Here is an 11,987-nt window from a genome sequence, read left to right on the forward strand (position 1 = left end):
GTGGAGGAGGCGCTGTGAGCAGCGACCCGTGGGGCCGAGTCGACGAGACCGGCACCGTGTACGTGCGTACTTCCGAGGGCGAGCAGGTCGTCGGCTCGTGGCAGGCGGGCACCCCCGAGGAGGCCCTGGCCTACTTCGAGCGCAAGTACGAGGGCCTGGTGGTCGAGATCGGCCTCCTCGAACGGCGGGTGCGGACCACCGATCTGTCCGCCAAGGACGCCCAGACGGCCATCGACCACCTGCGGACGCAGGTGGACGAGCACCACGCCGTCGGTGACCTCGACGCCCTGCGCGTCCGGCTGGACAAGCTGGTGGCGACGGTGGACTCGCGGCGCGAGGAGCGCAAGGTCCAGAAGGCCAAGCAGGCGGACGAGGCCCGTACGGCCAAGGACGCCCTGGTGACCGAGGCCGAGGAGCTGGCGCAGAGCGACCAGTGGCGCAGTGCCGGCGAGCGGCTGCGCGCGCTGGTGGACATCTGGAAGGGCCTGCCCCGGCTCGACCGCAAGTCCGACGACGAGCTGTGGCACCGCTTCTCGCACGCCCGGTCGGCCTTCTCCAAGCGCCGCAAGGCGCACTTCGCCGCGCTGGACGCCCAGCGCGAGGAGGCCCGCAAGGCCAAGGAGAAGCTGGTCGCCGAGGCCGAGGCGCTGTCGAAGTCGACGGACTGGGGTCCGACGGCCGCCCGCTACCGCGAGCTGATGGACAGCTGGAAGGCGGCGGGCCGGGCGCAGCGCGAGGCCGAGGACGACCTCTGGAACCGTTTCCGCGGTGCGCAGGACGTGTTCTTCGCGGCGCGCGGCGAGGTCTTCGCGGAGCGGGACGCGGAGCAGGTCGAGAACCTGAAGCTGAAGGAGGAGCTGGCCGTCGAGGCGGAGCAGCTCCTCCCGGTGACGGACCTGAAGGCGGCCCGGGCCGCGTTCCGCTCCATCAACGAGCGGTGGGAGGCCGTCGGCCACGTGCCGCGCGACGCCCGTCCCAAGGTCGAGGGCCGGATGCACGCCGTGGAGCGGGCCATCCAGGAGGCCGAGGAGGGCGAGTGGCGGCGTACGAACCCGGAGGCGCGGGCCCGTGCGGCCGGTCTGACGGGGCAGCTCCAGGCGGCCGTCGACAAGCTGCGCGGTGAGATCGACTCGGCGCGCGCGGCCGGCAACAACGCCAAGGCCGACAAGCTGTCCCGGGAGCTGGAGGGCCGCCAGGCCCTGCTGGACCAGGCGCTGAAGGGTCTGGAGGAGTTCGGCGGCTGAGGTCCGGCCGCCGTCCTCGGACGGGCACCCGACGGGCACCACCGGTTCCCTCCGGTGGTGCCCGTCCGCCGTGTACGGGCGTTCCGGCCCGGTTGCCCGGTTGCGTGCGGTTGGGGTGCGTCCGATTCGTTACGCGGTTTCAACACAGGGTGCGCGCGGGTTGCACCCTCCTCCTGTGTAACGTTGTGCGGTGCCGCCTCGGCGGCCTTCTGCCGGGCGACGACCAGGATCGAATGTGACGCATACCCAGATACGCGCTGATGTCCCCGACTCACTTCTCGTCGCCGAGCCGCTGTCCGGCAAGAAGGACTCCGGACTGCGTGGTGTCGGACGGCGCGTACTCGCGAGCCTGAAGCGTGCCCGGAAGGCGCTGCTGGTCCACATCGCCCTGCGGGCCACCGGTCTCGCCGTGATGGCGATCTGGGCCGTGCGCAAGGACGTGCGGCCGCTGGAGATCCTCGGCGGGCGCTGGGACTCGGTGTACTACCTGCACATCGCCGAGAACGGTCTGACGACCCCGCTGGCGACCCCCTCGCCGTGCGCGTTCGCGGGGCCGAGCTGCCAGATGGCGTTCTTCCCCGTGTACCCGATGCTGGTGCGGTACACCTCGCTGGTCACGCACCTGCCCATGAACTGGGTGGCGATGGGGCTGGCGATGCTCGCGTCGGTCATCGCCGCGTGGGGCATCTTCGCCGTCACCGACAAGATCTACGGCCGCCGGGTCGCCCTCTTCACCTGCGCCCTGTTCGCGATCGTGCCGGCGGCGCTCGTCCAGTCGATGGCGTACACCGAGCCGCTGTTCCTCGCCCTTTCGGTGTGGGCGATGTACGCGGTGATGACGAAGTCCTGGCTGACGGCCGGTGTGCTGGCCTTCTTCGCGGGGGCCACCCGGCCCTCGGGTTCGGCGATCGTCGCGGCCGTGGTGCTGGCGGGGGTCTGGGAGTACGTGCAGTGGCTCCGCAAGCGCCGTGCGCAGCGGCCCCCGGTGGGGCGGATCGTCGCCGCCTCGCTGATCGCCCCGCTGGGCTGGTTCGGGTACGTGGGCTACGTCGGCTGGCACTTCGGGCGCTGGGACGGCTACTTCGAGCTCCAGCGCCGCTGGGGTTCGGTGTACGACGGCGGTTTCGACACCCTCAGCGAGCTGAAGAAGACCTTCACCGAGGTGCACACCACCCTCAACCACGTGGTGGTCTCGCTGACGGTGGTCACCGCGGTGGTGCTGTTCGTGCTGATGACGCGCCGGCGCCGGCCCCCCATGGTGGTGTGGATCTTCGCAGCCATGATCATGCTGGTGGCGCTGGGCGGGGCGGGCTTCTACTTCTCGAAGATGCGCTTCATCATGCCCGCGTTCCCGCTGCTCTTCCCGTTCGCGCTCGCCCTGGCCAGGGCGCGGCGGAGCACGGTGGTGTGGATCCTCGGGTCCGCCACGGCCGTGTCCGCGCTCTTCGGCGGCAACCTCAACTTCGTCTGGTGGGGCTGCCCCTGACCGGGCCGCCGCGCCGGACACGACGGTGGGCGCCACCCCTCGGGGGTGGCGCCCACCGTCGTACGCGCCCGGGCCGGGCTACGGCCTGCGGGCCGAGGTCACGCGGTAGACGTCGTAGACGCCCTCGACGCCGCGTACGGCCTTCAGGACGTGGCCCAGGTGCTTCGGGTCGCCCATCTCGAAGGTGAACCGCGAGGTGGCCACCCGGTCGCGGGAGGTCTGCACGGCCGCGGAGAGGATGTTGACGTGCTGGTCCGACAGCACCCGCGTGACGTCCGACAGCAGCCGGGACCGGTCCAGCGCCTCGACCTGGATGGCGACCAGGAAGACGGAGGACTGGGTCGGGGCCCACTCCACCTCCAGCATCCGCTCGGGCTGCTGGGAGAGGGAGTCGACGTTGACGCAGTCAGCGCGGTGAACCGATACGCCACTGCCACGGGTGACGAAGCCGATGATCGGGTCGCCGGGCACCGGGGTACAGCAGCGGGCCAGCTTCACCCACACGTCCTCGACGCCCTTGACGACCACGCCCGGGTCGGCGTTGCCGCGCCGCTTGGTACGGGCGCGGGAGGGCGGGACGCTCTCCTCGATGTCCTCGTTGGCTGCGTCCTCGCCGCCGAGGGCCTGCACCAGCTTCTGCACGACGCCCTGCGCGGCCACGTGGCCCTCGCCGATCGCCGCGTAGAGCGAGGAGATGTCGGGGTAGCGCATCTCGTGCGCGAGGGTGACGAGCGAGTCGCCGGTGAGGATCCGCTGGATCGGCAGGTTCTGCTTGCGCATGGCCCGCGCGATGGCGTCCTTGCCGTGCTCGATGGCCTCGTCGCGGCGCTCCTTGGAGAACCAGGCGCGGATCTTGTTGCGGGCCCGCGGGGACTTGACGAAGCCCAGCCAGTCCCGGGAGGGGCCGGCGCCCTCGGCCTTGGAGGTGAATACCTCGACCAGGTCGCCGTTGTCCAGGGTGGATTCGAGCGGGACGAGCCGCCCGTTGACCCGGGCCCCTATGGTGCGGTGGCCGACCTCGGTGTGGACGGCGTACGCGAAGTCCACGGAGGTCGCCCCGGCGGGCAGCGCGATGACGTCGCCCTTGGGGGTGAAGACGAAGACCTCGTTGCGGGAGAGGTCGAAGCGCAGCGAGTCGAGGAACTCGCCCGGGTCCTCGGTCTCCTTCTGCCAGTCCAGCAGCTGGCGCAGCCAGGCCATGTCGTTGACGGTGTCCTGGCCGGCGCTGCCCTTGGCGGCCTGCGGGACGTCCGTGCGGATCTTGGAGGCTCCGGCGACGGTCTGCTGCTTGTACTTCCAGTGCGCGGCGATGCCGTACTCGGCGCGGCGGTGCATGTCGAAGGTGCGGATCTGGAGTTCGACCGGCTTGCCGTTGGGTCCGATGACCGTCGTGTGGAGCGACTGGTACATGTTGAACTTGGGCATCGCGATGTAGTCCTTGAACCGGCCGGGGACCGGGTTCCAGCGCGCGTGCACGGTACCGAGGGCCGCGTAGCAGTCCCGGACGGTGTCCACGAGGACGCGGATGCCCACCAGGTCGTAGATCTCCGCGAAGTCACGGCCGCGGACGATCATCTTCTGGTAGACGCTGTAGTAGTGCTTGGGTCTGCCGGTGACGGTGGCCTTGATCCGGGCCGCGCGCAGGTCGACCATGACCTCGTCGGTGACGAGGGCCAGGTACTCGTCGCGCTTGGGGGCCCGCTCGGCGACGAGCCGCACGATCTCGTCGTACATCTTGGGGTAGAGGATCGCGAAGGCGAGGTCCTCCAGCTCCCACTTGATCGTGTTCATGCCGAGGCGGTGGGCCAGCGGCGCGTAGATCTCGAGGGTCTCGCGGGCCTTCTTCTCCTGCTTCTCCCGCTTCAGGTAGCGCATCGTGCGCATGTTGTGCAGGCGGTCGGCGAGCTTGATGACGAGGACCCGGGGGTCCTTGGCCATGGCGACGACCATCTTGCGCACGGTCTCGGCCTGGGCGGCCTCCCCGAACTTGACCCGGTCGAGCTTGGTCACCCCGTCGACGAGGAGGGCCACGGCGTCGCCGAAGTCCCGGCGCAGCTGCTCCAGCCCGTACTCGGTGTCCTCGACCGTGTCGTGCAGCAGCCCGGCCATCAGGGTGGCGGGGTCCATGCCCAGCTCGGCGAGGATCGTGGTCACCGCGAGCGGGTGGGTGATGTACGGGTCGCCGCTCTTGCGCTTCTGGCCGCGGTGCCAGCGCTCGGCGACCTGGTAGGCCTGCTCGATCTGGCGCAGCGTCGCCGACTCGATCTTCGGGTCGTTGCTGCGGACTATACGGAGCAGGGGTTCCAGTACCGGGTTGTACGGGTTGGAACGCTGCACGCCGAGGCGGGCCAGCCGGGCGCGCACCCGGTTGGAGGACCCGGCCGGCTTGGCCGGGAGGGGCCTGACCGGCGGGGCCGGCGGGGGCGTGGCTGCGGCCGCCGCGGCGGGGTCGGCCTTGGGGTCGGGCTGCGCGGCGGGGAGTGGCTGGACCTCGTCTGGCAAGAGCGCTCCTCTGGGGGTCCCCCGGGACAGGCTCCGGGGGAGGATCCGGAGCCCCGGTCAGGTCCGGATAACCCATGGTAGCGAGGGTTCCGCCGGCCCGTTCTCCCCGGCCGCTCCGCGATATGCCGCCCCGCCACCGTTCGAGGCCCGCCCCAGCCGGCCGCTGCCGCTCGAGGCCGCACTCGGCCGCCGTGCGGCGCCGCACGCGAAAGCGGCGGGCGCCCGGGGATCCGGGCGCCCGCCGCTTCGGCGCAGCAAGGTCAGACCACGATCAGCGCGTCCAGCGGAGCCCCCGCGAGGGCCCCGGCCAGCTTCGCGCGCCCGGGGAGGAACGACAGCTCCATCAGGACCGCCACACCGGCGACCTCGGCCCCGGCCCGCCGGATCAGCGCCAGCGAGGCCTCGGCGGTGCCACCGGTGGCGAGGACGTCGTCGATGACCATGACCCGGTCACCGGCCGCCAGGTCCTCCGCGTGGACCTCGATCTCCGCCGTGCCGTACTCCAGCTCGTACGCCTGCGCGAGCGTGGCCCCCGGCAGCTTGCCGGCCTTGCGCACGGGGACGAAGCCGATGCCCGCCTTCACGGCGACCGGGGCGGCGAGGATGAACCCGCGCGCCTCCAGCCCGACGATCTTCGTCGCGCCGTACCGGCCGGCCAGCTCCACCAGGGTGTCGGTCAGCGCGCCGAACGCCTTCGGGTCGGCGAGCAGCGGGGTGATGTCCTTGAACACCACACCCGGCTTCGGGTAGTCCGGGACGTCCGTGATCCGGCTGAGCAGCAGCTCGCGGACCTCGGGGGTGCAGCTGGGGGAGGTCACCGGCGCCGCCTCCCCTGGCCGCCCTGGGACACGACCTGCGGCTCGCCGCCGTCGGTGTCGGCGTCGGCGTCCTCGCCCTTGGCGGCCGCGGCCGCCCGCTTGGCGAGCACCCGCTTGGTCAGCGCCTTCATCGCCGGCTCGCGCTCCTTCAGGTCCACGACCAGCGGGGTGGCGATGAAGATCGAGGAGTACGCACCGGCCGCGAGGCCGACGAACAGCGACAGCGAGATGTCGTTGAGCATGCCCGCACCGAGGAAGCCGCCGCCGATGAACAGCAGGGCCGCGACCGGGAGCAGCGCCACGACGGTGGTGTTGATCGAGCGGACCAGCGTGCCGTTGATGCTGCGGTTGGCGACGTCGCTGAAGGTGTAGCGGGTCTGCTTGGTGATGTCCTTCGCGCCCTCCTTGAGACCGTCGAAGACGACGACGGTGTCGTAGAGGGAGTAACCGAGGATGGTCAGCAGACCGATCACGGTGCCCGGGGTGACCTCGAAGCCGACGAGCGCGTACACGCCGACGGTGATGGTGAGGTCGTGGACCAGCGCGATCAGCGCGGCGACGGCCATCCGCCACTCGAAGGCGATGGCGAGGTAGACCACCACGAGGACCATGAAGATCGCCAGGCCGGTCCAGGCCTTGTTCGCGATCTGCTCGCCCCAGCTCGGGCCGACCAGGTCCGCGTTGATCTGGGCCGCGTCGACCTTGAGGTCGGCGCCCAGCTGCTGCTTCACGGAGGCGGCGGATTTCGTGTCCAGACCGGAGATCTGGATGCGCAGCCCGCCGGTGCCGAGTTCCTGGACGATCGAGTGCTGGCCGGAGGCCTTGTCGGCGGCCTCGGTCGCCCGCGCCACGGACACGCTCGTCTTCGGGGTGGTGAAGACGGCACCGCCCTTGAACTCGATGCCCATGTTGAGGCCCTGGACGGCCAGGGCCACGGCGGCCGTGATGGTGATCAGGATGGAGACGCCGTACCAGACGAAGCGCTTGCCGACGAAGTCGTAGCCGACCTCACCGCGGTACAGCTTGGCGCCGAGATCTCCCAGCTTCGACATCTCACGCCTCCTTTGCGTCGACGGGGGCGGGGACGGGGCCGGTGCGGCGGGACCGGCGCAGCGGCGGCTTGGCGCCGAGCCGCTTCGGGTCCAGCCCGGACCACGGGTGACCGCTGGAGAAGAACTTCGTCCGCGCCAGCAGGGTCATGACGGGCTTGGTGAACAGGAACACCACGACCACGTCGAGCAGGGTGGTCAGACCCAGCGTGAAGGCGAAGCCCTGGACCTTGCCGACGGTGACGATGAAGAGCACCGCGGCGGCGAGGAACGACACGAAGTCGGAGACCAGGATCGTGCGCCGGGCGCGCGGCCAGGCGCGCTCGACGGCCGGACGCAGGGTGCGGCCCTCGCGGATCTCGTCACGGATGCGCTCGAAGTACACGATGAACGAGTCGGCCGTGATGCCGATGGCGACGATGGCGCCGCAGACGGCGGGCAGGTTCAGGGCGAAGCCGATGCCCTTGCCCAGCAGCGACATGATCGTGTACGTGAGGACCGCGGACACCATGAGGCTGACGATCGCGATGAAGGCCAGACCGCGGTAGTAGACCAGCAGGTAGATCACGACGAGGACCAGGCCGATGGCGCCGGCGATCAGGCCGGCCTTCAGCTGCTCCCCGCCGAGCGCGGCGGTGACGGTGGTGACGCTGTCCTCCTGGAAGGACAGCGGCAGGGCGCCGTAGGAGAGCATGTTGCCCAGGTCCTGCGCGGACTGCTGGGTGAAGCCGCCGGAGATCTCGGCGTTGCCGCCGGTCAGCGCCTGGCTGACGGACGGGTCGGAGATGACCTTGCCGTCAAGGACGATCGCGAACTGGTTCTGCGGGGCCTGCTTGGTGGCCAGCTCACCGGTGATCTTGGCGAACTTGTCGGCGCCCTTGTCGGTGAACTGCATCTGCACGATCCACTGACCGCGCTGCTGGTCGATGACGCCCTTGGCGTCCTTCACGTCCGTGCCGGCGACCTGGGCCGGACCGAGGATCCACTTGCCCCACGCGCTGCCGCGCTGGCCGCAGGCGACCGTCGGCTCTTCGGGCTTGGCGCCCTTGCCGGCGGCGGCGCGCTGGTCCTCCTTGGTGCAGTCCAGCGCGGCGAACTTCGCCTGCAGGTCGGCCACGGCGGGGTCGACCGGCGGGGTCGGGACGGGGGCCGGGGCCGAGGCGGAGGGCGTGGCCTTGCTGTCGTCTGCCTTCTTCGACTCGCTCGCCGAGGGCGAGGGAGTGGGGGTGCCCGGGGCCTTGAGGGCCTCGCTGAGCACACGGCCCTGGGAAGTGGCGCTGGACGACGGGGTGGCCGGAGCGGAGGGCTTGGAGCTTCCCTCGGCCTTCGGAGCACCGGACCCGCCCGCGGAGGGGCTCGGGGACGCGCTCGGCTTGGTCTCGGGGGCGGCGGGGGCGCCGTCCGCGAAGGCGAGCACGGGGCGGAAGTACAGCTGGGCGGTGGTACCGACCTGCTCGCGGGCCTGCTGCTCGTTCACCCCCTTGGGGATGTTCACGATGATGTGGTCGCGGCCCTGGGTCTGGACCTCGGCCTCCGTGACGCCGAGACCGTTGACACGGCGGTCGATGATGCCGACGGCCGTGTTCATGTTGGTCTCGTTGACCGCGTCCGGCTTGCCGGGCTCGCTCTTCGCCTTGAGCGTGATGCTCGTACCGCCCGCGAGGTCGATGCCCAGACGGGGGGTGGTCTGATGAGAGAGGAACATCCCCGCGGTGAGCGCCACCATCGCGATCAGGATGAAGGCCAGGGCGCGCCCCGGCCTCCCCTGAGCCCCCGTGGGCCGCCGGCCCTTCTTCGGTGCTGCCACCTTGTCGTATCTCCCTGTCCAACCGTCGCGCGCCGGGTCAGCGCGCGGACGGCCACGAAATGTGTGGTGGGGACCCCTGCCCCCCGCAGAAGTTCACTGCGGGAACCGCGGCGGATGCCGGTCGGGCACCACCGCGGTCCCTGCCCGGCGCTACTTGGCGCCGGGCTCGCCGTCGGTCTTGCCGTCCTTCGGCTCGTCGTCGCCCTTGGGCTCGTCCTTCTTGCCGAGGTCGAGCTTGGGGGCGTCGCCCCCGGTCAGCGAGGAGGCGTCGTCGGGGACGACCGGAGTGTCCTCCGGGGTCTCGGTGATGCCGTGGACGATGCGGTTGTACTCCTCGTCCTCCAGCACGGCGCCGATCGCGTTCTTGGCGTAGATCGCGTGGACGCCGGGGGCCACCTCGAGGGTGACGGTGTCGTCACCGATCTCCTTGACCGTGGCGTACATGCCGCCGATGGTGCGGACGCCGGTACCGGGCGCCATGTGGTCACGCATCTGCGCGGCCTGCTGCTGCTTCTTCTTCGCGGAGCGGGTCATCAGGAACATCGCCCCGATGAGCACGATGAACGGGAGGAGTGTCACGAGATTCACGGGACGGAGATCCTTCGCACGACCGCCCGGGAGACGGCCTTTTTCTACGGGGGTGGGCACGCCGACCCGAAGGGTCGGCATCGGCGGAGTCTAGGCGAGTCAGCGCCGATGGAACAACGCCCAGCATGGCACCGCAGTTCCTGACCGGTCGAACCTCCGCGCCGTCAGACCCCGAACAGGCCCTGTTGTCCGCTTGATCCGCCGCCCGGGTGCTGTGGGGGAACAAGTCCCAGGTGAGCCCATGCGGCGGGGGTCGCGACCCGGCCCCGCGGCGTACGGGCCAGCAGGCCCTCGCGCACCAGGAAGGGCTCGGCGACCTCCTCGACGGTCTCGCGCTCCTCCCCCACGGCGACGGCGAGGGTGGACAGCCCGACGGGGCCGCCGCCGAACAGCTTGAGCAGGGCCTCCAGCACGGCCCGGTCCAGCCGGTCGAGGCCGCGCGCGTCGACCTCGTACACCTGGAGGGCGGTGGCGGCCACCTCGCGGGTGATCACCCCGTCGGCCCGGACCTGGGCGTAGTCGCGGACGCGGCGCAGCAGGCGGTTGGCGATGCGGGGGGTGCCGCGGGAGCGGCCGGCGATCTCGGCGGCGCCGGCGGTGTCGATCTCCACGTCGAGGAGGCGGGCGGAGCGGTGGACGACGCGCTCGAGCTCCTCGGGGGCGTAGAACTCCATGTGGCCGGTGAAGCCGAAGCGGTCCCGCAGGGGCGGGGGCAGCAGGCCGGCGCGGGTGGTGGCGCCGACGAGGGTGAACGGCGGCAGCTCCAGCGGGATGGCGGTGGCGCCGGGGCCCTTGCCGACGATCACGTCGACGCGGAAGTCCTCCATGGCCATGTACAGCATTTCCTCGGCGGGCCGGGACATGCGGTGGATCTCGTCGAGGAAGAGCACCTCGCCCTCCTGGAGGGAGGAGAGGATCGCGGCGAGGTCGCCGGCGTGCTGGATGGCGGGGCCGGAGGTGATGCGAATGGGCGCGCCCATCTCCGCGGCGATGATCATGGAGAGTGTGGTCTTGCCGAGGCCGGGCGCGCCGGAGAGCAGGACGTGGTCGGCGGTGGCGCCGCGCTGGCGGGCCGCCTTCAGGACGAGGTCCAGCTGCTGGCGGACCTTCTCCTGGCCGACGAACTCGCCGAGGTCCTTGGGGCGCAGGGCGGCCTCGACGGCGGTGTCCTCGCCGTCGGCCGCGGCGGCGACCAGGCGGTCGGGCTCGGGGGTGTCGGTTTCGTCGTCCCAGTTCACGGGGTCAGTCTGCCTTCTTGTTCGTACCGGCTGCGGTGGCTGCGGTGCGCCGCTGCGCGCCCGCGCAGCGGCGTCCCGTCACCGGGCCCGGTTCAGTGACTGGAGGGCGGCCCGCAGCAGCTGGGGGACGGGGGCCGAGCCGCCGGCGGCGAGGGCCGCCTCCGCCTGCGGCGTCACCGCCGAGACCGCGTCCTCCGCCTCCCGCGAGGCGTACCCGAGGCCGATGAGCGCCGCCGTGAGCTGTTCCGTCCACGGCGCGGGGCCGGAGGCCACGGGGGCCCGCTGAGCGCCGACCACGGCGGAGGCCGAGCCGAGCTTCCCCTTGAGCTCCAGCAGCAGCTTCTGCGCCCCCTTCTTCCCGATCCCGGGTACCGCCATCAGCGCCTTCTCGTCCCCCGACTCGACGGCCAGGCGCAGCGCGTCCGGGCTGTGCGCCCCGAGCATCGCCTGGGCCAGCCGGGGCCCGACGCCGCTCGCGGTCTGGAGGAGTTCGAAGACCTGGCGTTCGTCGTCGTCCGCGAAGCCGTACAGGGTCAGGGAGTCCTCACGGACCACGAGCGAGGTGGCCAGCCGGGCCGGCTCGCCGACGCGCAGGCCGGCGAGGGTGGCCGGGGTGCACTGCACGGCCATGCCCACTCCCCCGACCTCGATCACGGCCAGGGCGGGGCTGAGCGCGGCGACCGGGCCGCTGACGAAGGCGATCATCTCGTACGGCCTTTCAAGGCGGAGGCGTGCTGGGCTACCGCCTGCTGGAGACGGTTCTGGGCGGGGGCCCGCCAGATGTGGCAGATGGCGAGGGCCAGCGCGTCGGCGGCGTCGGCCGGCCTGGGCGGTTCGGCGAGCCGGAGCAGCCGGGTCACCATGGCCCCGACCTGTGCCTTGTCGGCCCGGCCGCTGCCGGTGACGGCGGCCTTGACCTCGCTGGGGGTGTGCAGGGCGACGGGTATCCCCCGGCGGGCCGCGCACAGCATGGCGACGGCGCTGGCCTGGGCGGTGCCCATCACCGTGCGGACGTTGTGCTGGCTGAAGACCCGCTCCACGGCGACGAACTCCGGCCGGTGCTCGTCGAGCCAGTCCTCGATGCCGCGCTCGATGGCGACGAGCCGGTCCCCCAGCTCCGCGTCCGCGGGGGTCCGTACGACCCCGACGCCGATCATGGTCAGGGGCCGTCCGGCGACCCCCTCGACCACGCCGACACCGCACCGCGTCAGCCCCGGGTCCACACCCAGTACCCGCACCGCGCCCCCTCGTCCGG

The 11,987-nt window shown here is 71.5% G+C and carries 10 protein-coding genes; 2 read left to right on the top strand and 8 right to left on the bottom strand.

Features of this window, described 5'->3' with window-relative positions:
• Window positions 1-14: 14 nt before the first annotated feature.
• Window positions 15-1,244 (top strand): DUF349 domain-containing protein, encoded by a 1,230-nt coding sequence (locus B4U46_RS07165; RefSeq protein WP_079425062.1) that lies wholly within the window; start codon window positions 15-17, stop codon window positions 1,242-1,244.
• A 235-nt stretch (window positions 1,245-1,479) separates the two neighbouring features.
• Complete coding sequence (locus B4U46_RS07170) at window positions 1,480-2,730, top strand: mannosyltransferase family protein (RefSeq protein ID WP_237292706.1); 1,251 nt, start codon at window positions 1,480-1,482, stop codon at window positions 2,728-2,730.
• Window positions 2,731-2,808: 78 nt separating this feature from the next.
• On the opposite strand, the gene B4U46_RS07175 is transcribed toward B4U46_RS07170, so the two are convergent.
• The 8 genes from B4U46_RS07175 to ruvC all read right to left on the bottom strand — a co-directional run bounded on the left by B4U46_RS07175 (window position 2,809) and on the right by ruvC (window position 11,970).
• On the bottom strand, window positions 2,809-5,232 hold the full coding sequence (locus B4U46_RS07175; protein ID WP_079425064.1) for a RelA/SpoT family protein: 2,424 nt from the start codon (window positions 5,230-5,232) through the stop codon (window positions 2,809-2,811).
• 260 nt (window positions 5,233-5,492) lie between these two features.
• Window positions 5,493-6,050, bottom strand: coding sequence for an adenine phosphoribosyltransferase (locus B4U46_RS07180; protein WP_079425066.1), 558 nt, complete (start codon window positions 6,048-6,050; stop codon window positions 5,493-5,495).
• Window positions 6,047-7,102, bottom strand: coding sequence for a protein translocase subunit SecF (secF, locus tag B4U46_RS07185; protein ID WP_079425068.1), 1,056 nt, complete (start codon window positions 7,100-7,102; stop codon window positions 6,047-6,049). Before secF ends, B4U46_RS07180 begins: the two co-directional genes overlap by 4 nt.
• Before the next feature lies 1 nt (window position 7,103).
• Entirely contained in the window at window positions 7,104-8,906 is a 1,803-nt protein-coding gene (secD, locus tag B4U46_RS07190) for a protein translocase subunit SecD (protein ID WP_079425070.1), read from the bottom strand.
• Window positions 8,907-9,056: 150 nt separating this feature from the next.
• Window positions 9,057-9,494, bottom strand: coding sequence for a preprotein translocase subunit YajC (yajC, locus tag B4U46_RS07195; RefSeq protein ID WP_079425071.1), 438 nt, complete (start codon window positions 9,492-9,494; stop codon window positions 9,057-9,059).
• A 164-nt stretch (window positions 9,495-9,658) separates the two neighbouring features.
• A complete protein-coding gene (gene ruvB, locus B4U46_RS07200) occupies window positions 9,659-10,732 on the bottom strand; it encodes a Holliday junction branch migration DNA helicase RuvB (RefSeq protein ID WP_079425073.1) in 1,074 nt (357 codons plus the stop codon).
• A 78-nt stretch (window positions 10,733-10,810) separates the two neighbouring features.
• The gene (gene ruvA / locus B4U46_RS07205; protein ID WP_079425075.1) at window positions 10,811-11,437 is read right to left on the bottom strand and encodes a Holliday junction branch migration protein RuvA; all 627 of its coding nucleotides are present in this window, start codon (window positions 11,435-11,437) and stop codon (window positions 10,811-10,813) included.
• On the bottom strand, window positions 11,434-11,970 hold the full coding sequence (ruvC, locus tag B4U46_RS07210) for a crossover junction endodeoxyribonuclease RuvC (RefSeq protein ID WP_079425077.1): 537 nt from the start codon (window positions 11,968-11,970) through the stop codon (window positions 11,434-11,436). Before ruvC ends, ruvA begins: the two co-directional genes overlap by 4 nt.
• Window positions 11,971-11,987: the final 17 nt, after the last annotated feature.

The organism is Streptomyces katrae, from assembly GCF_002028425.1.
GTDB classification, from domain to species: Bacteria; Actinomycetota; Actinomycetes; order Streptomycetales; family Streptomycetaceae; genus Streptomyces; species Streptomyces katrae_A.